This is a genomic window from Bartonella melophagi K-2C (assembly GCF_000278255.1).
In the GTDB taxonomy this organism is placed as follows: domain Bacteria; phylum Pseudomonadota; class Alphaproteobacteria; order Rhizobiales; family Rhizobiaceae; genus Bartonella; species Bartonella melophagi.
Genome location: NZ_JH725083.1, coordinates 1 through 25,360, shown reverse-complemented (window position 1 = coordinate 25,360; position 25,360 = coordinate 1). Strand labels below are relative to the sequence as shown.

The following is a 25,360-nucleotide window of genomic DNA, read 5'->3' as shown; positions in this document are numbered from 1 at the left end:
TTTTTAAATAAAATATTCTTGTTGTTCTCGACGGAGCAAAATTTCTTTTCGTTGAATACCCCAACGATAACCTGCAATAGCACCATTTTTATATATCACACGATGGCAAGGAATGGCTAATGCTAGTTTATTATGTGCACATGCATTCGCAACCGCACGAACAGCCTTTGGCATACCGATATGTTGCGCTAACTCTTTATAAGAAATTGTTTCCCCGCATTGCACTTCATACAATGCACCCCATACTTTTTGCTGAAAAGCTGTGCCTTTAATATCTAATTGTAAATCATGATGTTCTACCAATCTAGGAGTTTCCACCATTGCTACAATATGCGCAACTTCTCTATTTAATACATTGTCATCAATATTGTATTGCGCATTGGTAAAGCCTATTTTCAATTCCTGTAATAACTGTCTGGCAGTATCGCCTAAAGCTATATTACAAATACCTTTACGAGATTTTGCAATTAAGAGAATCCCTATTGATGTCTCTTTCAAGATAACAACAATCGCATCCTGTGAATTCTTGTTTTTAAACTCTATCATAAATATCTTTTGAGAACTTAGCTGATATTTTGTATAATTTATTTTCCTGATAAAATGGAAATTTTATGATAAAGTGTATTCAATCTTTTAACACTTGTGTAAAAATTGAACGTACTGACTGCCCTGTTTCTTCAATCAGTTTCTCGACACGTAGCAAATCAGGTTCACCGACGCTATGTAACAAGAGATCACCTAATCCAGGCGGCATATCATCAGGATTAAGATAATCATTTAAGCAAAGGCGTATAATTTGACTTAAATTTGTATAAAGACAATAAGCATAATGTAATTCAGAAATAAATGATTGATCAAGAAAACTTTTTGGTAAATGAGAAAGAATATCAGCAGTCGTCGTTCCAATCTGGAATTCAATCATATGAGTTATAACAGCAAATTGAGCAATAAATTCAAGATCCATAATTCCCCCAGGTATAGTTTTTAAATCCCATCGATTTTTCGGTGTTTTTTTTTGCTCAATTAAGACACGCATTTCACGTATTTCTTTTGCGATCATTTTCCTTTCGCGAGGAAATGCAATAATGGCACGAACCTCATTTTCTAACTTTTGCAAAAAATCAGCATCTCCAGCTATACCCCGCGCTCGTGTTAAAGCAAGATGTTCCCATATCCACGCTTCTTTACGCTGATATTTTGCAAAAACTTCAAAAAAAACAGCAACCGGCCCCTTATTGCCCAATGGTCGCAATCGTAGATCAACCGCATAAAGAACACCTTGACTTGTAGAAGAAGATAAAGCGGAAACAAAACGTTGTGTTAGACGCGTATAATATTGAGAAACATAAAGAGGCTTTTCCCCATCAGATATCTCTGCATCCTCGTCATGATCATAAAGTACAATAAGATCAACATCTGAGCCCGCAGTTAATTCACAGCTTCCAAGCTTACCCATACCTAATATGCCAATACGTCCTCCTTTAACATGACCATGGCAACGAGAAAATTCTTCTTGAACAACAGCAATTGTTTTCTCAATCATAAGATCTGCAAGTGCAGTAAAAGCAAAACCTGCCTTATCTCCTGTAATTGTACCGTTCAAAAGTCGGATACCAATCAGAAAACGTTGCTCATCTGCAAAAATTCTTAAACGATCCAGAATATCTTCATAAGCAGTTACACCTTCAAGGAAATAATTAATTCGATTTTCTAGATAAGCTTTTGTTGGCAATTCTGAAAAAATTGTTGGATCCAGCATTCCATCAAAAACATGCGGTTTACGTGTAATAATTTCCGCAAGGCGTGGAGCTGCTCCCATAATACGTACTAACATATTTAAAAGAGATGGATTAGACTGCAATAAACTAAACAGTTGAATCCCTGAAGGCAAACCTTGCAAAAAACTATCAAAACGCAACATTGCTTGATCTGCCCTTTTAGTAGCACCGAAAGCTTTCAAAAGCGCTGGTGTAAGTTCTGTTAATCTTTCACGTGCTTCAGCAGATTGAGTGGCTTTATAACGCCCACAATGCAGCGTGCGCATAATACGACAAATATCACTAGCCCTTTCGAAACCTAAACGGCTTAATGTGATAAGTGTTTCGGGATCATCTTCCTCACCTGTAAAAACTAAATTGCCAATTTCCAGGCCAAGTTCTTGTTCATGCTCAAATAGCGCTGCATAATGTTTTTCAACAACTTTAAGTGTTTCTAATAAGTCGCTAATAAAAAATCTTTTCTTTTTATACCCCATCAAATATGCAACACTAGTGAATTGAGAAACATCCTCTGGTAAAATATGCGTTTGCTCATCTGCAAGCATTTGAATACGGTGCTCAACATTACGTAAAAAAGCATAACTTTTTATAAGGCTATCTCTAGTTTTCTTACCAATCCAACCAAGATTATAAAGTTCTTTCAACATTGCAACTGTCTCACGTCCACGCAATTGAGGAAAGCGCCCACCTGCAATTAACTGTTGCGTTTGAACAAAAAATTCAATCTCACGAATACCACCTCTTCCCAATTTTATATTATGGCCAAAAGCAGCAATTTGACCATAATTTTTATACGCATGGATTTGACGTTTAATAGAATGAATATCAGCAATAGCAGCATAGTCTAAATATTTTCGCCATACATAAGGTGAAAGATCTTTAAGTACATTAAAACCTGCAATAATATCACCTGCCACCGGACGTGCTTTAATCATAGCTGCACGTTCCCAATTTTGACCACGCCCTTCATAATAACGTAAAGCTGCACTTATTGGTAATGCTAAAGGCGTTGAACCTGGATCAGGGCGAAGCCGCAAATCAAGCCGAAAAACATATCCATCAGCAGTGCGCGTTTGAATGACATGGATCAATCGACGTATTATTTTAGAGAATACATCGACACTTTCATAAAAATTACCAATATGAGGCAATGTGTCATCAATAAAAATAATAAGATCTATATCAGAAGAATAATTAAGCTCTCCTGCACCAAACTTTCCCATACCTAAAATAATCAAGCCACAATTTTGTTCTGGATTATCACGATTAAACAAACTAATCTTTCCATGATCATGTGCTTCCCTCAAAAGAAAACGTAAAGCTGCACCCAAAGCCGCTTCACCCAAGCGAGTTAACCATGCACATGATACTGCGCAAGTAAAAATGCCACTCAAATCAGCTAAAGCGATAAGAACATGTGCTTCTTTTTTCTTGCGTCTTAAAGCAACCATTAATGAAGCTTCATGAATACCTTCAATTCTATCGATAGCTGCAATATCTTCTATAATTTTGCTAAGCCTTGTTTCTATATCAACGTCCAATAAGGAGTTAAGATAAGATGGATTGGCAATCAAAACTCCACGCAAAAAAGGAGATAAAGTCATAACTGCACTAATGAAGTCAACCTGCTCCCCCTCAACTGTAATATAGGAAATCAATGATTCTAAATTTTCTTTTCTTGCTTGTTCTGTAATATCCTTCAACCATTGAGAACCACTTTCATCAAGTGGACGTAAAGAGAGAAGCTGTGTTTTTAAAAAAGCTTTTTTCATCTACATTTCCTTGAAAAAGCATTTTAAGTTTCGTTTTATTGTATTTACATTATAGACTGAGAAAAACAGTCTTACACACATCAAATAATGTGATGAAGTAAACAAATATTAAGGAAACATCAAAACAGCTCTAAGCCCTGGATTTGCATCTTCAAGTAACAGCTCTCCCCCATGAAATTTCATAACAGCTTTTGCTATACTTAAACCAATACCACAGCCAGGCTGTGTGCGGCTTTTCTCAAGACGAACAAACCGCTCTGTTACTTTTTCACGCTTATCTTCTGCAATTCCCGGACCATTATCACTAACCACAACTAGCAAACATTCGCCACGGTATTCCATTGACAAAGAAATTTCTGTATTTTTTTCGCCACTAGGTGCATATTTGATTGCATTATCAATGAGATTAAAAATCGATTGTGCTATAAGCTCACGATTGAGCCTAAGCTCTTTATCAAATACATGCCCTAATCGAAGCAAAATACCTGCTTCTTCAGCAAAAGGTTCATAAAGTTCAACCGCATCTTCAAGAATTAACTTCACATTCATGGGTTCAAGATGCGCAATAGAACTGCTTGCTTCAATGCGTGAAATCATCAAAATGGCATTAAAAGTACGAATAAGTTGATCTGATTCAGCAATAACATCATCTAGCGCTTGTCGATATTCAAGCTCTGTCTTTTGTCCTGACAGTGCTTCTTCAGCGCGATTTCTAAGATGTGTTAGCGGCGTCTTAAGATCATGAGCAATATTATCTGATACCTGACGTAAACCAATATTTAATTCTTCAATACGATCTAACATAACATTAAGATTAGCTGATAGTCGATCAAACTCATCACCTGCCTCAGAAACAGGTAAGCGCTCACTAAAATTACCATCCATTAAATGTTGCGATGCAGCTGTGACACGATCAATCCTCTGCAACGCTCGTCTACCAACAAAAAACCATATTAGTAAAGCCCCTCCAACCATAGCTATAAGAGCAATTATCACAGCTTTACGAATAACCTTTGCAAAACGCTCTGGTTCATCTAAATCTCGTCCAACAAGAAGCTTCATAGCATTTGGCAAATCAACAACAACCGCTAAAGCACGATGCTCACTTGTTTTGCCATGTTCTCCAAAACGTGAATATAAAAAAGAATCTGAAAGAAAGCCATTATATTTAAGCAAACCAGGTTCAATACGTGCAACATTTCCTGTTAAAATACGCCCCATAGGATCAGTGACAAGATAAAGAAAAGCCCCAGGTTGTCGCGAACGATAATCAATAGTACGCATTAATAAAGACAACCCACCATAATTATAAGCGCTTTCAATGTTCCTTAATTCTTCACGTAAAGCTTGTTCAGTTTGATCTGTTAACAATGAGACAGCAAATGCTGTCATATAAATAGAAAGACCAGCTGCAACCAAACTAAACAATAAAATATAAAGTGCAGAAAGCCTTAGAGCAGTTGTGCGCATTATATTGATTAAACGGTTCATATTTTTTTGTCTGGAACCTTTAGCATATATCCAGCTCCACGTACCGTATGTAAAAGTGGAATATCAAAGTCTTTTTCAATTTTTGCCCTCAAGCGAGATATATGAACATCAATTACATTCGTTTGCGGATCAAAATGATAATCCCAAACATTTTCCAAAAGCATAGTGCGTGTAACAACCTGGCCAGCATACCGCATTAAATATTCAAGCAAACGAAATTCGCGCGGTTGTAATATGATATTTATTCCACCACGTTTTACTGTATGCGCTAACCGATCAAGCTCAAGATTGCCTACGCAATAAACAGTTTCTGCCTCTTTAGGACTTTTCCGTCGTTGCAATACTTCAACACGTGCAAGAAGCTCTGAAAATGCATAAGGTTTTGTCAGATAGTCATCACCCCCTGCACGTAAACCCATCACACGGTCATCAACTTGCCCTAAAGCAGAAAGAATAAGAACTGGCGTTTCATTGCCTTTGGCACGTAATTCAGAAACAATGGACAGACCATCACGATATGGGAGCATCCGGTCAACAACCATAACATCATAATTTCCTGTTTCAGCTAAAGAATAACCAGTATCCCCATCACAAGCAATATCAGCCGTATATCCTGCTTCCAAAAACGCTTTTTCAAGATAACGTCCTGTCTCACGATCATCTTCAATGACAAGTATCTTCATAAAACGCTTCTCCAATTATTGTATTAAACAATTATAGGACAGTGGTTCATAAAAATTCTGCCCCATTGTTAATAGAGATTATTTTTTAATAATTTGAAGAGCAACAAAACGATTTTGATCATTTGTGCGCACTTGCAATAATATTGCATTTCGTCCTAGCTTTTGTGCATTTTTAATTGCATCAGTAATATCAGACACCTTTTTAATCGGCTTATTATTAACTGTTACAATCACATCACCAGGGCGAATTCCCTTTTCTGCTGCTTCTGAATCCGAATCCACATCAGTTACAACCATTCCTAAACCATCATCAGAAGGAGCTACAGTCAAACCGTAATCTTCTAGTGTTTCATTGGAACTTTGTTGCTTACTTGAAGATCTTGAAGTCTCTTTCTTATTTTCACTTTCTGGCATCGCATCAAGTTTAACTTTAATCTTTTCTTCTTTACCAGATCTCCAAACATTCAAGACTGCTGTTTCTCCAGGTCTAATATGTGCAATACGCTTTGCTAGATCACGCGCATCAGTAACCTTTTCACCATTTACTGCAATAATTACATCACCTGTTTTAATACCAGCTTTTTCTGCAGGCCCTTTAAGTGGATCAGTAACTAAAGCACCTTTGGTTTCTTTTAAACCTACTGAATCAGAAATTTCCTTGGTCACTGGCTGAATCTGAACACCAAGCCAACCACGTTGAACTGAACCTTTTTCAATAAGCTGCTTTACAACCTGTTTTGCTGTTGTCGCAGGAATAGCAAATGCAATTCCAACATTTCCTCCAGAGGGAGAAAAAATTGCTGTATTAATCCCAACAACTTGCCCATTAAGATTAAAAGTTGGCCCACCAGAATTCCCCCTATTAACAGCAGCATCAATCTGAATAAAATCATCATAAATACCAGCACCGATATCACGTCCACGTGCTGAAACAATCCCTGCTGTTACAGTTCCACCAAGACCAAATGGATTACCAACAGCAACAACCCAATCACCAACATAAAGCTTTGAATCATCAGCAAAATCAACATATGGGAATGTTCGTTTGTCATCTACTTTTAACACTGCCAAATCAGTTCGAGAATCTGTGCCAATAAGTTTAGCATTAAGTTCTGTACCATCATCAAGAACAACAGAATAGCTCGTTCCATCAGAAATTACATGATCATTGGTTACAATATAACCATCAGATGAAATAAAAAAACCAGATCCAAAAGCTATAGGACGGGGTTTTTGAGAACGATGGGAAGGTTTATTATTAGGCCAACCACGATCATAAAAGTCTTTAAAAAATCTTTTAAAAGGGTGTTGATCTGGTAATTGATCAATACCTGGAGCGCTAAAAAAACCATCAAAGAACCACTCTTCTTTTTTTGCATTGCTCTTCACCTGCACTGAAACAACAGCAGGTTTTACTTGAGACACGACATTTGCAAACCCCTGTTGCTGCACTGACGGAACAAACACAGGATCTGCATGAGCTGCTGCCATCCAAAAGCTTGATCCACTCAAAAACATTGTACTTGCTAAAACCGTAGAAAGACCTATTGCCGGTGATATCATACGGAAGATTGGTTTAACCATTTTGTGTGCTCCTATTCAGTAATATTGAGGTCTTTATTGAAATTAGTAATAAAACAACAGACCTTACCGTTTTCTGTCTAAATCGTTAAAGTTTTGTAAGGTTAGACAAACAACAATTCATAATAATAGATAGAGCCAAAACATTAATCTAAACAGACCAAACTCCTTTTCTGTATATAATTTACTTCACTTTGATAATATTTTAGTCATCTCTATTTATTAGTTTTGAAAGCGATTAATTTTGAGCACTTGCGGCATTTTATCTGAAAAAATATAATACTTATACCAATGATAAGAAATATCAGAGGAAACAACCATAAAAACCACGTTACTTTATTGAATGGTAATTCTAATAAAATAAATTCACCATATTTTTCAACAAGGAAATCAATAATCTGTCGATCACTATCGCCTGCTTTTAAGCGTTCACGTATTAAAAGGCGTAAATCATGTGCCAATGGAGCATTTGAATCATTAATCGATTGATTGTAGCAAACTGGGCAACGCAACCGTGATGAAATATTACGAGCCCGTGATTCAAGTATTGGGTCTTCTAAAATCTCATGTGGCTCTACTGCTATCACAAATTGTATAGGAGAAAGGATAACACAAAAAATAAAAGCCCAAAAGAAAAACCTTTTCACCGCAATACTCTTTCAAAAATATTTAAAATTGGAAATTACTCATTGATGCATCCTTATACGTAACCAATAACCTAAAAAGGAAAAACAACCACCAATTGCCATCATCAATGCACCAAACCAAATACAGATCACGTAAGGTTTCCACCGTATATATACATCAAGACCTTGATCACTTATCCGACCTGGTTCAACATAAAATTGAGAAAAACCATAACTTTTAATACCAACTTTTGTCGTTGATATATTTTTACTTGAGTAAAATCTTTTTGATGCCGTTATGTTGCGCACAGATTTCTGATTTTTATATATTTTAAAATCAAATTGCATTTCAGAATAATTTGAGAAAGCAACATTACGTAATGCATCAAAACGAATAGTTTTACCAGCTATTGTAACCGTATCCCCTATTTGCATGGTTAACATCTGTTCTTGCTCAAAAGTTGCAACACAAACAATACCAAATAATGTAACCCCTAATCCCATATGTGCCAATGCAGCTCCAAAAACAGACCACGGTAACCCACAAAATCTCCTAGCTCGTATCAGCACGGGTGTTTTTCGATGACCGCTCTTCACCCAAAGACCAGCTAAACTACCCAAGAAAACAAAAATTGAAAGCCCAACTCCCAAAGCTGCAAAAATATCACGCCAAGACGTTGTATAAAATGTGATAAAACAAGCCATGCAAACTAATACAAAAACAAACCACAACCGCTCAAAAACTGCAAGAAAATCGCCGCGCTTCCATGCTATTACTGGCCCAAATGGAACCAACAATAATAGCACCACCATTAAAGGCCCAAATGTAAGTTTAAAAAAATGAGCACCTACAGAAATTTTTTGTCCAGTTAATGCTTCAATAAAGTAAGGATAAACTGTACCAACTAACACTGTTGCTGTCGCTGTGGTGAGAAATAAATTATTTAAAACAATAAAACCTTCGCGCGAAATTGGTTGAAAAAAACTACCTATTTTCAAAACAGGTACACGCAAAGCAAAGAGCAAAAAAGCCCCACTTATGAAAAAAAGCAAAATAGCAAGAATTGCCTGCCCACGTGCTGGGTCAACAGCAAAACTATGAACAGACATTAAAATACCCGAACGAACAAGAAAAGTCCCCATAAGAGAAAGAGAAAAAGTAAGAATGGCTAAAAACAAAGTCCAACTTTTTAAGGCATTTCGCTTTTCAAGAACAATAGCAGAATGCAAGAAAGCCGTTCCTGAAAGCCAAGGCATAAGTGAAACATTCTCAACGGGATCCCAAAACCAATAACCACCCCAGCCAAGTTCATAATAAGCCCAATATGAACCAACCATAATCCCAAGCGTTAAAAAAAACCATGAGAGAAGAATCCATGGCCGTACCCAACGTGCCCAAACTCTATCAACATATCCTGTAATTAATGCAGCTATTGAAAAAGAAAAACAAACTGAAAAACCAACATAGCCTAAATAAAGAAGTGGTGGATGAATTGCTAAAGCATTATCCTGTAAAAGAGGATTAAGGTCATTTCCTTGTAATGCTGGTGGACTAATACGTACAAATGGGTTGGACAAAAAAAGAATAAATAAAAGAAAAGCACTTGTAATCCAACTTTGGCAACTTAAAACTAATGCCTTAAATTTTTCTGGCAGTTGATGACTAAACAATGCCACTAATGCACTAAAAAAAGCTAGAATTAAAACCCATAATAACATTGATCCTTCGTGATTACTCCAAACACCAATGACCTTATAAAACATTGGTTTTTCTGAATGAGAGTTCTCAACAACATTCAGAACAGAAAAATCAGATACCATATAGGCATGTACAATAATTGAAAAAGACAAGAACAATAATATAAAGATGATATACGCCAGCGGTCCCACTATCCGCATCAATGAGCGCTCTGCCCACAAAATACCCCAAATAGGTAAAAAAGCCTGCAATAAACTAACCGCAAATGCCGAAGCTAAAAAAATATGACCCAATTCAACGAGCACGATCAAATGCCCTCTCCATACTATGACGCTTTTTTAAGTGACTAGCCGTTTCCTTAGACATATAAGTCTCATTATGTTTTGCTAAAACACGCGTGCCTATAAAAAGCCTCTGTTTATTAAAATATCCTTCTACGATAACACCCTGCCCTTCACGAAATAGATCTGGTAATATACCATTGAAAACTACTTTTTGGCGCTTTGAATGATCAGTCACGAAAAAAGTTACTTTCATTTTGTCACTGTATTCAACGGTCCTTTTTTCAACAAAACCACCTAGACGCAAAGAGTGACCTGTTAAAATATCCTCCCTAGTGATCTCAGACGGCGTTCGGAAAAAACTTGCAGCATTACGCATTGCATACAATAAAAAACCTGCTGCAATTGCCAGTATAAAAAGACATAATAAAACGAGTAGCAAGCGTTTTTTTTTCCGCTTTTTCAAAATAAGTTTAAGTGAAGGGAGACTCTTTAAAGATTGACTGTTCATAGCCTATTTACAAAAAATATTTTCATAAATTACGTGATATACATAAGTACAATTTAATCATTCATATACTTCACCTTTTTAGATAGCTTTTTCCGTATCCTGTACACTAATCAATTTGCTTATCTAATTTTACTACTCAATAAGCCCATTTGTTTCAATAGTTTTAAGCTGTTCCAATTCACTTCTTTGACATTCTAATTACATGTATTACGTAACTGAACTATCATTGCTTCAATACGGGATCGTCCTGGAACATCCTTAGACATTGTATCGAGAAAATTTTGTAAAAGCTGGACTGCCTGTTCAGGCTTACCAGCCTGACAAAGTGCATCAGCTAAAAATAAACGAGGATAAAAATCATCTGGAGCTAAATCTGCAGCCTTTTGAAAAGCATTCTGCGCCTCTTGTGTAATTATTCCGCCTTCATAACCAACCAACGCTAGACCATATCCCATCAACCTTGGAGCTGTTTCTCCATTCAAACGAAGTGCATCTAAATAAATATTCACCGCATCCTGAAAAAGACCTTCCTCAAAATAACTGATTGCTAAAACATCTGCTATCTTGCCATCATTCGGCATGCGAAAAAAAAGCGTTTGTAAACGTACAAGTTTCTCATGCCTATTTAACGTTTGTGGATCCTTATCCATTAATTCATTAAAAAAATAACTTTTGGCTCCTGGACTGCCTGTTAAACTGTAAATACCGCACGTTACAAATGGAACAAATAAAATAACAAATGCCTTTAAAACATAAAGGCCTTTACGATGCTTATAAGGTTTTTGTACAAGACCCCTCTGTGTTTCAACAGAAATAGCTGTACTGGGTAATTCAAGATGTACTTCTTGTATGCGCTCTTTATCAATGAAGTTATGTTCAAAACCAGATTCAATTCTATGAATCTGATTTTTGCCCTTATTCATAATCAGAACTTGCCTATCTTTTTTAGATCCATAGTCAAAATGCAGCAAAAAAAAGATAGCAATTGTTAAAAGAATGAGAAAAAACGCAGCTAAAATTAATAGTAGCATATTACTGTAATATCATTATAATAATTAAAAAGCTATAATCTGCTCTTCTTTACTTTGTAATTCATGTAAGAAATCCCCTAGTTTCCATTAGAATTGCGGCATATACTTTTATAAACTGTTTGTAACGTATCATTGAAGATAAAAAACTGTATTGATAACAATTTTCAAACCAACTTGGATAAAATAATCCTAATATCACCATTTTTAGGAATACTTACCTCGTATAAATATTCAAGTGATTTTTCCAGTATCCAACATCCTCTAATAATACATTATATCCTTTACAAATTTTGTAATGACTTGCCAAAAATAAAAGCATTAAAAAACCCATGAAAACAAAGCCACTTTTGCATTATGATCGAGCAAAATTCATTATTAATTTTACTCACATATACAAAGTATAATAAAAACTCCCCTTATAGATCTTTAGTGTATACAAACACCGTCCTAACATACAAAAAATGACTTTTTTACCTCAATGCGTTGTATGAAAATACTACTCCATTTATTAATTCTAATATACGTGCCTCTTAGAAAAAATATATTTACCGCCTTGGCAATAAAATTTTTGTATATAATCCACCCAATTTAGAACACGATAAAGAAAGACTTCCCCCATATTCACTGACTATATCCGAAACGATCGCTAATCCTAATCCTGTTCCCGGTTTACTTTCATCAAGTCGCTGTCCTCTTTTTAAAGCTTTATCCATTTGCTCTTCTGTTAAACCAGGACCATCATCTTCGATAATGATATTAAAGAATGTTTCCTCTTCAACACCCTCTTCTAAACTACAGCAAATTAAAATTTGGGTGCGAGACCATTGAGCAGCATTCTCAACCAAATTACCGACAATTTCCTCTAAATCTTCCTTTTCACCAGAAAAAACAATATCATCAATATCCATGATAAATTGAATATGTTTATCAGGATTGAGCTTTTCCATGACCCGCACCAAACGATCGAGCACTTTGCGAACAGATGTGTGATTAATAATACTGTTGCACTGCGCCGCAATCCGAGAACGTTGTAGATAATGATTGATTTGAGCCTGCATTATTTTAGCTTGTTCACATAATAAAACAGCCTGTTTTCCGCTCATTTTATCAGTTTCATTCATGATAACTGATAAAGGTGTCTTCAATGAATGAGCAAGATTACCAACCTGCATCCGAAATCGTTCAATAATACGCTGATTATTATTAATAAGAGCATTCATTTCTTGTGCCAATGGCATAACTTCACTCAATAAATCCGTATTGACATAATCAGCTTTACCTTCACGAATATCATTCAATGTTTGTCGAATCCGTTTTAATGGTTGAAAACTAAAAAAAATAACAGCAATATTGATAAGAACACTGCCTATACCAAAACTCCAAAGAAAAATTTGTAAAGTTTGCTTGAACTCTTTTACTTGCGCATGCGCTTCATCAATATTCCCAACGAGGCGAAAACGTGCAACCCTATTCTGATTATCTAAAACAATATCGCTTTCAATAACCTGTAGGTTCTTACCATCATCCCCTTTTATTCGATAAGAACGAAAGAATTGATTGTCAAAAGGTACATCAACATCGCTTGGTGAAAAAATTTTTTTAGTTCCTAATGACGGTGATACCAATCTTCCATGTAAATCAGGTGATACAGAAACTACTTCCCAATACCACCCTGATGTGGAATCTGAATAACGAATATCATCAAATCCAAGACCTCCTTTTAAATACCCCTCAGGTGTTACAGTTACAGTTGCAATAAGACTATAAAGCTGAGCAGAAAGAATACGACATAGACTTTGTTCACTTGAGCGCTGATAAAATAAAATACTGATTGCTGAAATAGACGAAACCGAGATAGTAACCCATAATGTAGATAAAATCATAACACGTAAGCTGAGAGAGTTACTAACAAAATAAAAGAACTTCTTAAATTGGCTATTGTTCTTCAAGGCTGTCATTTGTCACCTAATGTTTTTACCCGATAACCCATTCCACGAATAGTCTCTATCAAATCTACTCCAAGCTTTTTTCGTAATCGCCCTACAAAAACTTCAATCGTATTCGAATCTTTATCAAAATCCTGATCATAAAGATGTTCGATAAGCTTTGTTCTTGAAATGATTTGATCACAATGGTGCATAAGGTAAGAAAGAAGTCTAAACTCATGTGACGTCAATTTAATCAATTGACCATCAACAAAAACACGAGAAGTCTTAGTATCCAACAAAACACTCCCACAAGATAATGAATTTGTTGCATGGCCTGCAGCTCGACGAATTAACGCCCGCAATCGTGCTATTACCTCTTCTATATGGAACGGTTTAACAACATAATCATCAGCACCCGCATCAATGCCACGTACTTTATCAGACCAACGATCACGTGCTGTTAGCATTAAAACAGGCATGGAATACCCCTCTTGGCGCCATTTCTCAACAACACGAATCCCATCCATATGTGGTAAACCAATATCAAGAACCACAGCATCGTAAGGCTCTGTACTTCCTAAAAAATAAGCTTCTTCACCATCAAAAGCACAATCAAAAACATATCCTGCATTTTTAAAAGCTTCTGCTAATTGATCATTAAGATCTCGGTCATCTTCAACAATTAGAATGCGCATCACTATACCTGCACAAAAAATTAATCAGCAGGAACAACAACTTCAACACGACGTGGTTTCTTACCATTATGAGCAGGCATTACAATTACAACCACACACATATTTTCGCCATCTCGCACAATTGGCGTTGAGCGTGTCAACGTTCCTCCTTGACGGCTAGAAACTTTTTTACCCACCTCAGCACAATCGGCAGCTAAAACAGAATCTACACTGATGACACTTAAGAACATTATAAATAAGAAAATTTTTTCTATCATAAATAGCTTATAATCTACTTTACCTGAATAGAAAATGAACAATAGAATTTTTATTTACGCAAAATCATAAAGTAGTACCTGACTTGAATGACAAATTCAAAAAAATCTAACTTATATGATACCCTAATTATCTCTACAACAACATAACACACTTCCCACACACCATGCATAAAACAAACTCTTAATCCAAGAAAATAAAAGCCGTGACTAAATTTATTTACGCTTCTCTTTCTAAAAAGATATCGATACTTCCTATTCGTTCATATTTGTATTTTATTGTCGGCATCTTATTACGCGCAAAACACTATACCGACAAAGTGGAAAAGCCCCATCAACTTGTTGATCTAGATCCAAATGATCGCTTCTCACCAACATATTGTCCCTTTTCTTCTTAAAGACTATAAATGTAATCTTGAAAAGGGTGTAGCCCACTTAACCAATCTAGATAATAATACAATTTTAACCACTGTCAGTTTACACGCATAAAGGTATTATTTTCTGCAGCTTTAATGCCTGAATAGTGTTATACATTATACCCAACTTTATCATTGAGAATTGAGTACAAATAATAAAACTCAAACAATCAAAAAGTAAAAGTGATATCATTTCAATTTTTATGACTTAAAAAGCATTACTTTTATGTATTTTCCCCTGCCCTACTTGTAAAAAATCTTTCTCCAACTGCAACTTTTTACACATTTAATGAACAAAAATTATATCATCCTTCAACTACACAATCATTCTATTTCTATTAAGAGTAAATAAAAGCATATCAGAATGATAATTTTTAATCTTAATCAACTTCAAATAGAAATCACATATAGCTTCTTATTCTCAATTTTAAACAACCTAAGATCCTTTTTTAAAATCAAAAAACTTCAATAAGATATTTATAAACACTCTTTTAAAGAAATGAAAATTGTCCTGTGTAAACACAAATCAATAAACATTTATAACTAACTAACAAAGTTGAAAACTGCTTCTTACTTTACTTAAAACATACTATGTTCAATAGTATCCTCAGCTTTATTTCTAATAGAACAAACAAGAGCAGATATCCAAAAATTTTAGATAAACAATATTTATATTTACTTTTAAAAATTCTAGTCTCAATTTACTTCTATGGAATCTAAATTATAAGTTATAAAACCCAAATCAAAAAATAAGGAATCTATAGAAAGAATTATTTTCAACTCAGCAAACCAACTTCATGCATTTTGAGCAAAACTTTACGATCAATCTTACCTGTTATGGGAAGATTAAATATTTTTTGAAACTGTTTTAAAGCACGCATAGTTTTTTCATCTTCTATACCAGTGATTGTCACCTCTTGGCTACCAAACATACGTAAAGCTTCCTGTACCCGTATAATATCTGTAACAAGAGGCTTTAAAATAACTTCCTCTGAGTGAGTTAAATCACTTGTTGTTATCGGATTATTTGCTATCTCTACTTCGCTACGCTCAATGAGTTTAGCAACTTCATCTCTCGGATGCTTTGATACAATATCTTTTTGCACTGGCAAAGTTTTATTAACAGTTTGTTGTTTCCAAAGCTCTATAGCGCGACGCATCTTAAGATTATCCACACCATCTAAAGGACCATCATACAATCCAAGTTCTGCTAATTTTTTTTGTATTTCCAACAAATCCTCCGGTAAAGCACTCTGCAAAGAATTGAAAGATAAATTTTGATGCAAACTCTTTGTAGCAGGTATAGGAATAACAAAAGTATTTTCTTGAGATGTAGCGCGTTCTTTAAGTAAAATAAAATTCTGTATAACAGTCGGAACCGCCGCTAAGCTCATTTCAATGAAGCTATCCTGACGCATTTTTATTTGTGAAAATAAAGCATTGAAAGCAAAAAAAACAAAACTGATAATAAAAAAGAAAAAGCCTATAACCAATAAAGCATTTATGCGCGTACGACGATAAAGCCATTTTACTAACCAAAGCAGAAAACGGCAATTTATTAAGAAAAATGTTATAATAATACTACGCTTTTTTATGACTTTCGTTTTGCGCGTTTTTCGTTTTTTTGCCATTATTTTAATTTTTTATTTTTAATCGTAATTGCTTTCCATATAAAATCAAATTTATTATCATTTTCATCTAGAAAAGCCTACCTATTGCTATCATTTGTGCTTTTTAAGTTAGACTCAATATGTTCATTATACCGATATACAAACTTACACACCCAATAATACAAGTCTTAATCTATTTTTCTCAATTTTACATGCCACAATACTTTTAGCAATGTGTAAAGAGATATCTAGTTTATATAACATTTTTTCATCTCAATCTTACTGTTGCATATAAACACCCTCTAACAATTATCTTAACAATGTTGTATCTTAAATTACATTTTTCTTGTGCTTATTATGCTATAGTGAAATCACATTGAGATATATTTCATAATATTAAAAGCCAACTTTGCACCATATTTTTTCCTAGATAACTTATTTATGAACTTACACCTCAACATAATGATTTGATCAATACAAATTCAAATATAGTATCACACGTTGATAGCAATTTTATCCACTAATATCCTGCTCAATCTTATAAGATTTATTTCGAATTCTATTTACAATATCTGAAAGGTAAAAAAACTATTTAACCTTCTCACTGAAAACGCGCGTTTATTTTTTCGGCTTTCATTCTTCTTCAATATAAGCCACAAAATTAGCACCACCTAAAATAACAACAAACAATCGAAAAAATAATCAAAAATACTGAAATGAAAGATCGTTATCTAAACTTTTACATCACGCATTAAATAGCATAAAAACAAAATGTATAAGGTCTACCTTATGAACACAAATTACAATTGGTCCTTTTTATATTCACCCAAATCATCTAAAAAACGTAAAATATAATTTAGTTTAAGGTATTAAGGCACATAGAATCCATTAAAACACTTAAGATTTGAAATTTCTTTCATAATAAAACGTTAAAACAAATAGCTATATAATACCTTGAATATCAATTCATTACCCTAATTGTGATTATTGATCATGCTTCCTTTCATAACTGCGTTTATTCCTATGTATTTACAAAATGAGAGAATTTTTACAAAACAAATTGGAAATCTAGTTTTTTATGAAAAGAAAATAAATAACGCCTGTACACGATACTATATCATATATTTTGGTAACAAAAGCTAATAATGCAATTTTAGAAATGAATGCAAAATTTTACAAAGTCAATGTTATATAAATCTTTCATCAAGGAAAATAACATAAATTATTTTTTTATTCAGTTGTAACTACAGTATGTTGGTGCTCTATGATACGTTTTTTAATCAAATCAGCATTTTTTCTATTTATTATTTTTGTAGTTATTTCATTTTTTTCCGCAAAACCAAAGGACAATCACTCCTCCACCCTAGAAGCTAATATAACAGCAAGCGATGCTATTATCGCTTTAAAAAATACAATCACTGATTTAGGAAAATTCTGTGAGCGTAATGTAGAAGTCTGCAAAACTGGAAAATCCTTTTTCAACCCACTTGGTGAACGCGCACGTGATGGTGCAAAAATAGCCTATGAATACCTTGATAGTATATTTAGTAATAAAAATACCATTCAACCTGAAAATACTACCTCAGAAGACAATACTCTACCCCCCGCAGAAAAGCAAATCAAACAAGATTATATAGAATTACCTTGAAACAAAAATTCTTAACTTTTACTGTTTTTTATATTTTACAAGAAAGAGATACGTATCTGTCAACTAAATATACTATACAATCACAAAAACAAAACAAGGATTGAAGTTATGGCAGAAACGATTGATGATATCATGGAAAATTTTTCCTTTCTTGATAACTGGGAAGATCGTTATCGTTACATTATTGAACTTGGCAACGAGTTACCGCCCTTTCCAGAAAATGCACGAAATGATGCTCACAAAGTTCCTGGTTGCGTCAGTCAAGTATGGCTTTTATTTTCACGTGATAATTCAGAAGATCCTACATTAACATTTCAGGGCTATTCCGATTCCCATATTGTGCGTGGGCTAATTTATATTCTTCTCGCCTTCTATTCAGGTAAAAAAGCCTCTGAAATTCGTATAGCTGATGCTGAGGGATTGCTTAAAACACTCGGTTTAAATGAACAATTAACACCACAACGATCGAATGGTTTTAAATCTATGATTGAACGAATTCGTACTGAAAGCTATTCATAACTTTTAAACTTTCATATTAACAACTATATAAACCGCCTTATAAAAATGTACTTTCTAAAAAAGTATTTTAAGATGTTAAATTTGAAGAATGTTTTTTGAAAATAGTTTACTTAGTTTTCTTCTTTTGGCGTTTGCGCCCAAGTCCCATTTCCTTAGCTAAATTTGAACGGGCCTTTGCATAATTAGGCGCAACCATAGGATAAGAGCTATCCAATTGCCATTTTTCACGATATTCCTCAGGAGACATTTTATAATGTGTCATCAAATGACGCTTTAAAGATTTAAACTTTTTTCCATCTTCAAGACAAATAAGATAATCGGGAAAAATCGAACGTTTTGGATTAACAGCAGGCCTTTGCTTTTCAACTCCAGCTTCTGCCGATGTAGCATTCCCTACTTTCAAAAAAGCAGCGTGAACATCAGCAATTAGACCTGGCACTTCAGTCGGCCGAATTGAATTATTACTTACATAAGCAGCAACAATATCAGCAACTAACGTAATAACTAAATTGCTTTCAGTCTCTAGGACTGGGTGATGTTCCATCCTTGTTTCCTTTAATTTTAAAATTGAGGCAATATTCGCATTTACACTCATGACATTGAAATTTTAATGCATATAAGTTTCATATTGTACAAAAATCTTTTTTGTCAATTCAATTATTTTATAAAATCATCTCAACACAGAAAAAACAAATAAACTTCTCCTTTTTGACATATTATATTATAAAAACTCAACTTGTTCCTTTTATAAGCTAATTTTGTGTTATAAAATATCGTCTATAAATACAAAATATAGCGCAAAATTAGTTATTTTTCATTGAATTTATAAAGATATTTAATACAAAATCATAATATATAGAACGAGTTTTGTATTAAACAATGATAACTTTATAGTTTTGTATCCACCATGCAAATCCCAATCCTGATATAAATAACCAACTTTTTTAAAACACAAAAAATGACTTAAACAATTTTCTAAGTTCAGCAAAAAGAGAACACGGTGAACAAAATAAAAATCAAAAACGTACAAAAAAACTAAGAATGGTATGGTCATTAATACCAGAAAGATATAACATAACGTATTAATACAATATTTAAAGAACTCTTTCTATTCAGATTTTGGTATCCTTATTTTCAGTATAATCTTATTGTGTATATGATAGAAATTTACTTCACCATGGAGAAGTCAAATTCAATTCTAACACTAGCTAAGTTTTTAACTTAATTAATAAAGATATCATTATATTGATAGAAGGTAATATCTATAACATACGACGAATAAACATACATTGCATAAACTGTAAAAATTAACTTAACCATGTTTTACAAGTAAATTAGAATTTACAAGTTTATGCTATTTGCATGAATGGTGTTGCTCTAACATATGAACAAAACCATTAGATCTTATAGGACCATGGTATGATGCATCTATCTAAACTTCCCCCAAAAGCATCTAAAATCATTCATAAAAAGATGTATCACGGGATTTACCGCGATGATCTTTACCATTGGCTGCGTGCATCTAATTGGCAAGATGTTTTAAAAAACCCTAGTTGTCTTGATGAAAATATTCGACGCCACCTTGAAGAAGAAAATGCTTATCAAGCTTCTCAAATGGCCGATACAAAAACATTACAAAATCTGCTTTTTGCAGAAATGAAAAACCGCATTCAAGAAAATGACAGTTCCGTTCCTATAAAACGTGGCCCTTTTGCCTATGGGCTATGCTATAAAACTGGGGGAGAACAGCCACACTATTTTCGTACACCAAGAAATGGAGGTAAAAAAAATATTTACCTTAATGGTGACGTTTTAGCTGAAGGTAAAGATTATTTTAATCTTGGCTCAGTCCATGTATCTCCCGATCATACACACGTTGCTTGGACCTATGATGATAAGGGTTCTGAATTCTATACAGCTAAAATTCGTAGCTTTAAAACATTATCTGACTACACAGATACAATCATAAATACATCCGGACAACTCGTCTGGGACGCTAAATCTGAAGGCTTTTTCTACACTAAAATGGATAAAAACCACCGCCCCTCAGAACTCTATTACCATCAATTAAACACTGACCCATCTCAAGATAAGCTTATTTTTCATGAAGATAACCCCGGATTTTTCTTACATGTAAGTAGCTCTAAACTTAATGACGTTATTTATATTAACATCCACGACCATGAAACATCAGAAACCTGGCTTATCCCTGCTAAAGCGCCCCTTACAGCACCCCAATGTGTACAAAAACGACAAAAAGGCATTGAATATTCGCTTACAGAAGGAAGCGATGTTTTTTATATTCTCACCAATCAGGATAATGCAAAAGACTTTAAAATCATGGTCGCCCCATATTTATTTCCACAATCAGAAAATTGGTCTGAGCTTGTACCCCATCAACCCGGACGACTGATCCTATCTCACGATGCCTATCAAGATTTTCTTATTTGGTTTGAACAATTTGAAGGACTTCCTTCTATACAACTTATGGAGCGCTCAACAAAACAAATTCATTCCATTGCCTTTACAGAAGAAGCTTATTCCTTAGATCTACAAGGGGCTGCAGAATATAATAGCCAAACCATTCGTTTTGCCTACTCATCTATGACAACACCTGACCAAATTTTTGATTATGAAGTAAAAAGTCGTAAACGAGTACTTTTAAAAACACAAAAAATCCCTTCTGGACATAATAAAGATGACTATGTAACACAGCGTATTACAGCAATTGCAGATGATGGTGAAAAAATTCCTATTTCTCTTGTTTATCATAAAACTACTGTGCTTAATGGTAGTGCACCTTGTCTACTTTACGGTTATGGCGCTTATGGATTCTCTATTCCTGCAAGTTTCAATAGTAATGTACTTTCATTAGTCAATAGAGGCTTTATCTATGCCATTGCTCATATTCGTGGTGGAAAAGAAAAGGGCACTGAATGGTATGAAAAAGGAAAACATTTTTTAAAACACAATACATTTAATGATTTTATTGCCTGTGCACGCCATCTGGTAAATCATAAATTTACGGCTCATGACCGGCTAATCGCCCAAGGTGGTTCAGCAGGAGGAATGCTGATGGGGGCTATAGCAAATCTAGCTCCTCAGGATTTTTCTGGTATCGTTGCTAATGTCCCTTTTGTTGATGTTTTAACAACAATGCTAGATGCTTCATTGCCCCTAACACCTCCAGAATGGCCTGAATGGGGTAACCCTCTTGAATCAAAAGAAGACTATAACCTTATCGCTTCTTATTCACCCTATGATAATATCAAACACCAGGAATACCCTCCTATTCTCGCCATTGCAGGATTAACAGACCCTCGTGTAACTTATTGGGAACCTGCAAAATGGGTAGCAAAACTGCGTGATTTTAAAACAGACGATAATACAATTTTATTGCGTATAAATATGGATTCAGGTCATGCAGGTGCGGCTGGACGTTTCTCAAAATTAGAAGAAACCGCATATATATACGCATATATCCTAAAAATAGTTGGAAAAATTATTGATAACTAAACATCTTACTAATAAAGGCCCCACAATCTAATAAATTATGAAGCCTTTTTCTTTAAGATAAATAACCCTATAGACTACTTAAAACCCGCAATTTTCATACAGTTCTAAAACATAATCCCAATTAATTAAATGATCCACGAAAGCCTCAAGATATTTCGGACGTGCATTACGATAATCAATGTAATAAGAATGCTCCCACACATCAACACCTAAAATAGGTTGAGCATCATGAATCAGAGGGTTTTCACCATTGGGTGTTTTCATAATCTCAAGCTTACCATTTTTAACAGCTACCCACGCCCAACCAGAACCAAATTGAGTACTACCAGCTGCAATAAAATCTGTACGGAATTTCTCATAACCACCAAGATCAGACTCAATAGTTTTTGCTAATTTTCCAGGTAATTTCTGACCACCACCACCTTTTTTCATCCAATTCCAAAAATGATGATGATTATAAGATTGAGCTGCATTATTAAACAAACTAGGATTTTTGCCAAAACTTTCCTTAATAATATTTTCAAGGCTCTTATTTTCTAAACCTAAATCTTTTACCAAATTATTTGTATTAGTAAGGTAAGCGAAATGATGCTTATCACGATGATATTCAAGCGTCTCACGTGACATATAAGGTAAAAGGGCGTCATAATCATAAGACAATTCAGCTAATTCAAAAGCCATTTTAAAAATCTCCTCGATTCTAATTATTAAGCTCTCTCCCAAAATCTACTTTGGCACTTACAGCACTTAAAAGCAAATGTTATTGAATATTTGTTTACAATCAATTTAGCTTTAAAAGCCATTTTGATAAATCAACTAAAAGCTAATGAGAAACTAAACACTATAATGGCACTAATAAGAAAAATATGCCAAATTAATTTATAGAAAATTGTTCTCCTACTAAATCATTAAAAAAAATAAAAATTATAAACTAAAAAAGTTCTTATCCCCTTTATTTAGTAAAAATAATCTAAGTTTGAATATATTTAAAATATATAGGACTCAATGAAAATCTTACCAATGCATACATAAAATTAAATTTGTATTTATGCTGTCAATAAAATGAGTAAGCATATAAACACATCAATTATAATCATTCTCTTCACAAATCGGTTAGAATATTAACACAAGCTGCTTAATTCCTCTGACTTACTATGCCTTCTCACTACACTCTATATTTGTAAAATCTAATCATAAACATGAGTATGTATTCTGATGATACCGTCATTAACTGAAAAGTATACCCAATGAATAAACCGGATTAATGTACACTTGCATGTTATCGATAGCAAAATTGTGATAGAGTGCAAAAACCGTTTTATCGACTTTACCAAAACCAATAAGCAGTGTCTCACCCTCACTATTGATCTGGTAAACCATCATCAGATATAAAGGAAGTATACTCCCCACGACCTGCAAATAACTGTACTGCTTTTTGCTCCTATTTTACTTGAATTAGCAAAAACATTTGAAACGGGTCCTATCGGCGATGAAACATTTATATTTAATGGGAAAGGGGTAAAAAACTAACCAAAGAAAGCTTTGATAATCTGTTGAGAGATGCTTGTAATACAGCTGGCGTTAAGAAATCAGTTCACGGATTGAGAAAATTAGCGACAACAAGAGTTGCATGTAGGTGCTACGATTTTACAGTTTAAAACACTTTGGATGGACTGGAAATGATATGGCATCACTCTATACAAAAACTAAAGACGGCAAATAGAAAGTGACTCGCCATAAAAGCAATTAAAAAACTTCAAAAAAGTGTAGGGTAGCAAAAAAATAAGGGCAATAGAACCAATAAGTACAAATTCCCTCATTTGTACAGGAGCCCATTGATTTTATTGATATTTGGCTGGGGTACCTGGATTCGAATCGTTAATTTATAATGCATAACCCATTGATTTTATTGATATTTTTTAAAGGTTAGGGATGAGAAAATCAGGTTAGGGAATAGGAATCATAATATTTCTGTTAATTTTTGGTCACCCACTTTTTCAAATGAGAAAAAATATTCTCTATGGCATCGATGAAACGGGCACAATCCATGATGATTAAAAAGATCATAAATGCTATCCACTTCATAAACCGAGACATCATTTTCATGTTTTGATAGGTAATGATCATTTCTTGAAGCATTTCTTTTTCTTCGTTTGTAAGCTCAGAGTGTTTTTCAGTTTTTCTTCTAACCATGTCTCCACCCACACAAGATTTCCCCCTGTTTATTGTGTTTTAAGAGCTCTCTAGCTAAGTTTGAACTGATTGCATTGAGATCTTGCCTCTCCAGATAAATTGGCATCCATCCCAGGCAAGAAGTGTATTCATTTCTTGCGCACCCAGTTAGAAAGAGCAGCACGCACATCATCATCGTGTTTTTTGTTAATCTCATCTTCTATTTCCAATCGCGTTTTGGCTGTTTTTAAAATTTTCTCCGTTTGTTTGTGCTGTTCCACTTTTTTTCCAAGACGAAAAACCTGAGCTAAAGTTATAAAAAAAGCGGCAAAAGCCGTCGTTATGATCAGTAAATATTTCTTTGCCCACCAAATCATAACCGTTGCTCCCAAAAACGTTGAGCAACAAAAGCAATACCAACACAAGCAGCTAACAGCATAATTACAGCAAAAGCCCACTGAACTGGCCCATTACCCGCAAGCAACCCTCCAAGTCCAGAGAAAGATCCAATGATGGGAGCTAACACTTCTGCTTTAAAAGCACTTGTTGGCTCTTTTTCTTCTACAGCTTGATAATTAGAAGAAACATAAGCGCTTGTTGCCCATAAGCCGGCTTCAGCAGCACGCCTGTGAACTAAGCCTTTCAAAGGCTTGCCTCCAGCCCTTATCCATTTTTGTAACTCAGCCGGTACAGCTTCATAATCGCCTTTATTGAGCCTTTTAAGTAAAGTAGAACGCTCAAAAGCATTGACCCCCACATTATAACAAAAAGAAACAAGAGCGCCAAACTGTTCATCACTTAAATCGACATGCACGGCTTTTTCTACAGCTGCTTCATATTTGTGCAAATCATTTAAAAGGATGTTTTCAGCTTTTTGCTTTGTAATCGTCATCCCTTCAATAACATCTGGTTTACCAGCTTTTCCTGTATGACCATAACCAATAGTCCAAACGCCAGAGGTATCCTGATAAGCGTTTAATCGCAAACCTTCCCATTTTTTTAAACAGTTTAAACAGTCTTTACTGATCCTTCGTGCCATTGTCTTATTCCATTTCTTATAAATACACTTTAATTAATACAGCCCCATCTCCCCCAGCACCGCTTGATGAAGCTGTTGCATCTCCTCCGGGGAAATATCCACCACCACCA

The 25,360-nt window shown here is 34.5% G+C and carries 21 protein-coding genes and 1 pseudogene; 4 read left to right on the top strand and 18 right to left on the bottom strand.

All coding sequences use genetic code 11. The features are described from left to right. Nucleotides 1-3: 3 nt before the first annotated feature. The 13 genes from ME3_RS04160 to ME3_RS04100 all read right to left on the bottom strand — a co-directional run bounded on the left by ME3_RS04160 (nt 4) and on the right by ME3_RS04100 (nt 16,377). Entirely contained in the window at nt 4-546 is a 543-nt protein-coding gene (locus ME3_RS04160) for a methylated-DNA--[protein]-cysteine S-methyltransferase (protein ID WP_007477406.1), read from the bottom strand. A gap of 79 nt (nt 547-625) precedes the next feature. Beyond that, the gene (locus ME3_RS04155; RefSeq protein ID WP_007477405.1) at nt 626-3,550 is read right to left on the bottom strand and encodes a bifunctional [glutamine synthetase] adenylyltransferase/[glutamine synthetase]-adenylyl-L-tyrosine phosphorylase; all 2,925 of its coding nucleotides are present in this window, start codon (nt 3,548-3,550) and stop codon (nt 626-628) included. 108 nt (nt 3,551-3,658) lie between these two features. Beyond that, nucleotides 3,659-5,041, bottom strand: a complete 1,383-nt coding sequence (locus ME3_RS04150; protein ID WP_007477404.1) for a sensor histidine kinase — start codon at nt 5,039-5,041, stop codon at nt 3,659-3,661. After that, nucleotides 5,038-5,724: a response regulator transcription factor gene (locus ME3_RS04145; protein WP_007477402.1), complete on the bottom strand. Its 687-nt coding sequence runs from the start codon at nt 5,722-5,724 to the stop codon at nt 5,038-5,040. Before ME3_RS04145 ends, ME3_RS04150 begins: the two co-directional genes overlap by 4 nt. Before the next feature lie 78 nt (nt 5,725-5,802). Beyond that, nucleotides 5,803-7,308 (bottom strand): Do family serine endopeptidase, encoded by a 1,506-nt coding sequence (locus ME3_RS04140; protein ID WP_007477400.1) that lies wholly within the window; start codon nt 7,306-7,308, stop codon nt 5,803-5,805. Nucleotides 7,309-7,520: 212 nt separating this feature from the next. Then, nucleotides 7,521-7,952, bottom strand: a complete 432-nt coding sequence (locus ME3_RS04135) for a cytochrome c-type biogenesis protein (protein WP_007477398.1) — start codon at nt 7,950-7,952, stop codon at nt 7,521-7,523. 39 nt (nt 7,953-7,991) lie between these two features. Further along, entirely contained in the window at nt 7,992-9,935 is a 1,944-nt protein-coding gene (locus ME3_RS04130; RefSeq protein WP_007477396.1) for a heme lyase CcmF/NrfE family subunit, read from the bottom strand. After that, on the bottom strand, nt 9,925-10,422 hold the full coding sequence (gene ccmE / locus ME3_RS04125) for a cytochrome c maturation protein CcmE (protein WP_007477395.1): 498 nt from the start codon (nt 10,420-10,422) through the stop codon (nt 9,925-9,927). The genes ME3_RS04130 and ccmE overlap by 11 nt, the downstream gene beginning before the upstream one ends. Before the next feature lie 194 nt (nt 10,423-10,616). Continuing rightward, entirely contained in the window at nt 10,617-11,453 is an 837-nt protein-coding gene (locus ME3_RS04120) for a tetratricopeptide repeat protein (protein ID WP_007477393.1), read from the bottom strand. A 545-nt stretch (nt 11,454-11,998) separates the two neighbouring features. Continuing rightward, nucleotides 11,999-13,411, bottom strand: coding sequence for a sensor histidine kinase (locus ME3_RS04115; protein WP_007477391.1), 1,413 nt, complete (start codon nt 13,409-13,411; stop codon nt 11,999-12,001). Then, the gene (locus ME3_RS04110) at nt 13,408-14,076 is read right to left on the bottom strand and encodes a response regulator transcription factor (protein ID WP_007477389.1); all 669 of its coding nucleotides are present in this window, start codon (nt 14,074-14,076) and stop codon (nt 13,408-13,410) included. The genes ME3_RS04115 and ME3_RS04110 overlap by 4 nt, the downstream gene beginning before the upstream one ends. 20 nt (nt 14,077-14,096) lie before the next feature. Beyond that, nucleotides 14,097-14,333, bottom strand: a complete 237-nt coding sequence (locus ME3_RS04105; protein ID WP_007477387.1) for a hypothetical protein — start codon at nt 14,331-14,333, stop codon at nt 14,097-14,099. A 1,189-nt stretch (nt 14,334-15,522) separates the two neighbouring features. Then, complete coding sequence (locus tag ME3_RS04100; RefSeq protein WP_007477383.1) at nt 15,523-16,377, bottom strand: peptidoglycan-binding domain-containing protein; 855 nt, start codon at nt 16,375-16,377, stop codon at nt 15,523-15,525. A gap of 1,243 nt (nt 16,378-17,620) precedes the next feature. Between ME3_RS04100 and ME3_RS04095 the strand changes: the two genes are divergently transcribed. Further along, nucleotides 17,621-18,004, top strand: coding sequence for a DUF5330 domain-containing protein (locus ME3_RS04095; RefSeq protein WP_007477382.1), 384 nt, complete (start codon nt 17,621-17,623; stop codon nt 18,002-18,004). A 108-nt stretch (nt 18,005-18,112) separates the two neighbouring features. Continuing rightward, nucleotides 18,113-18,523: a SufE family protein gene (locus ME3_RS04090; protein ID WP_007477381.1), complete on the top strand. Its 411-nt coding sequence runs from the start codon at nt 18,113-18,115 to the stop codon at nt 18,521-18,523. 106 nt (nt 18,524-18,629) lie between these two features. On the opposite strand, the gene ME3_RS04085 is transcribed toward ME3_RS04090, so the two are convergent. Continuing rightward, a complete protein-coding gene (locus ME3_RS04085; RefSeq protein WP_007477380.1) occupies nt 18,630-19,067 on the bottom strand; it encodes a Ros/MucR family transcriptional regulator in 438 nt (145 codons plus the stop codon). A gap of 875 nt (nt 19,068-19,942) precedes the next feature. Between ME3_RS04085 and ME3_RS04080 the strand changes: the two genes are divergently transcribed. After that, a complete protein-coding gene (locus tag ME3_RS04080; RefSeq protein WP_039952577.1) occupies nt 19,943-22,039 on the top strand; it encodes a S9 family peptidase in 2,097 nt (698 codons plus the stop codon). A 78-nt stretch (nt 22,040-22,117) separates the two neighbouring features. Here ME3_RS04080 and ME3_RS04075 read toward each other — a convergent pair whose 3' ends face one another. Further along, nucleotides 22,118-22,720 (bottom strand): superoxide dismutase, encoded by a 603-nt coding sequence (locus ME3_RS04075; RefSeq protein ID WP_007477378.1) that lies wholly within the window; start codon nt 22,718-22,720, stop codon nt 22,118-22,120. Between the two features lie 750 nt (nt 22,721-23,470). Between ME3_RS04075 and ME3_RS07190 the strand changes: the two are divergent. Next, nucleotides 23,471-23,769 (top strand): annotated as a pseudogene (locus tag ME3_RS07190) (tyrosine-type recombinase/integrase); the annotation flags it as partial. A 244-nt stretch (nt 23,770-24,013) separates the two neighbouring features. Here the strand turns inward: ME3_RS07190 and ME3_RS04065 are convergent. The 3 genes from ME3_RS04065 to ME3_RS04055 form a co-directional block, all read right to left on the bottom strand. Next, entirely contained in the window at nt 24,014-24,232 is a 219-nt protein-coding gene (locus tag ME3_RS04065; protein WP_007477377.1) for a hypothetical protein, read from the bottom strand. A 128-nt stretch (nt 24,233-24,360) separates the two neighbouring features. Then, nucleotides 24,361-24,588, bottom strand: coding sequence for a hypothetical protein (locus ME3_RS04060; protein WP_007477376.1), 228 nt, complete (start codon nt 24,586-24,588; stop codon nt 24,361-24,363). Next, a complete protein-coding gene (locus ME3_RS04055; protein ID WP_007477374.1) occupies nt 24,585-25,250 on the bottom strand; it encodes a lysozyme in 666 nt (221 codons plus the stop codon). Before ME3_RS04055 ends, ME3_RS04060 begins: the two co-directional genes overlap by 4 nt. Between the last annotated feature and the right edge of the window lie 110 nt (nt 25,251-25,360).

What these genes read in the sequence shown, in the direction of transcription:
- ME3_RS04110 (WP_007477389.1), bottom strand. Translation starts at nt 14,076, where the DNA reads ATGCGCATTCTAATTGTTGAAGATGACCGAGATCTTAATGATCAATTA.
- ME3_RS04100 (WP_007477383.1), bottom strand. Translation starts at nt 16,377, where the DNA reads ATGGCAAAAAAACGAAAAACGCGCAAAACGAAAGTCATAAAAAAGCGT.
- ME3_RS04105 (WP_007477387.1), bottom strand. Translation starts at nt 14,333, where the DNA reads ATGATAGAAAAAATTTTCTTATTTATAATGTTCTTAAGTGTCATCAGT.
- ME3_RS04145 (WP_007477402.1), bottom strand. Translation starts at nt 5,724, where the DNA reads ATGAAGATACTTGTCATTGAAGATGATCGTGAGACAGGACGTTATCTT.
- ME3_RS04055 (WP_007477374.1), bottom strand. Translation starts at nt 25,250, where the DNA reads ATGGCACGAAGGATCAGTAAAGACTGTTTAAACTGTTTAAAAAAATGG.
- ME3_RS04095 (WP_007477382.1), top strand. Translation starts at nt 17,621, where the DNA reads ATGATACGTTTTTTAATCAAATCAGCATTTTTTCTATTTATTATTTTT.
- ME3_RS04075 (WP_007477378.1), bottom strand. Translation starts at nt 22,720, where the DNA reads ATGGCTTTTGAATTAGCTGAATTGTCTTATGATTATGACGCCCTTTTA.
- ME3_RS04155 (WP_007477405.1), bottom strand. Translation starts at nt 3,550, where the DNA reads ATGAAAAAAGCTTTTTTAAAAACACAGCTTCTCTCTTTACGTCCACTT.
- ME3_RS04080 (WP_039952577.1), top strand. Translation starts at nt 19,943, where the DNA reads ATGATGCATCTATCTAAACTTCCCCCAAAAGCATCTAAAATCATTCAT.
- ME3_RS04120 (WP_007477393.1), bottom strand. Translation starts at nt 11,453, where the DNA reads ATGCTACTATTAATTTTAGCTGCGTTTTTTCTCATTCTTTTAACAATT.
- ME3_RS04140 (WP_007477400.1), bottom strand. Translation starts at nt 7,308, where the DNA reads ATGGTTAAACCAATCTTCCGTATGATATCACCGGCAATAGGTCTTTCT.
- ME3_RS04060 (WP_007477376.1), bottom strand. Translation starts at nt 24,588, where the DNA reads ATGATTTGGTGGGCAAAGAAATATTTACTGATCATAACGACGGCTTTT.
- ME3_RS04115 (WP_007477391.1), bottom strand. Translation starts at nt 13,411, where the DNA reads ATGACAGCCTTGAAGAACAATAGCCAATTTAAGAAGTTCTTTTATTTT.
- ME3_RS04065 (WP_007477377.1), bottom strand. Translation starts at nt 24,232, where the DNA reads ATGGTTAGAAGAAAAACTGAAAAACACTCTGAGCTTACAAACGAAGAA.
- ccmE (WP_007477395.1), bottom strand. Translation starts at nt 10,422, where the DNA reads ATGAACAGTCAATCTTTAAAGAGTCTCCCTTCACTTAAACTTATTTTG.
- ME3_RS04090 (WP_007477381.1), top strand. Translation starts at nt 18,113, where the DNA reads ATGGCAGAAACGATTGATGATATCATGGAAAATTTTTCCTTTCTTGAT.
- ME3_RS04150 (WP_007477404.1), bottom strand. Translation starts at nt 5,041, where the DNA reads ATGAACCGTTTAATCAATATAATGCGCACAACTGCTCTAAGGCTTTCT.
- ME3_RS04085 (WP_007477380.1), bottom strand. Translation starts at nt 19,067, where the DNA reads ATGGAACATCACCCAGTCCTAGAGACTGAAAGCAATTTAGTTATTACG.
- ME3_RS04160 (WP_007477406.1), bottom strand. Translation starts at nt 546, where the DNA reads ATGATAGAGTTTAAAAACAAGAATTCACAGGATGCGATTGTTGTTATC.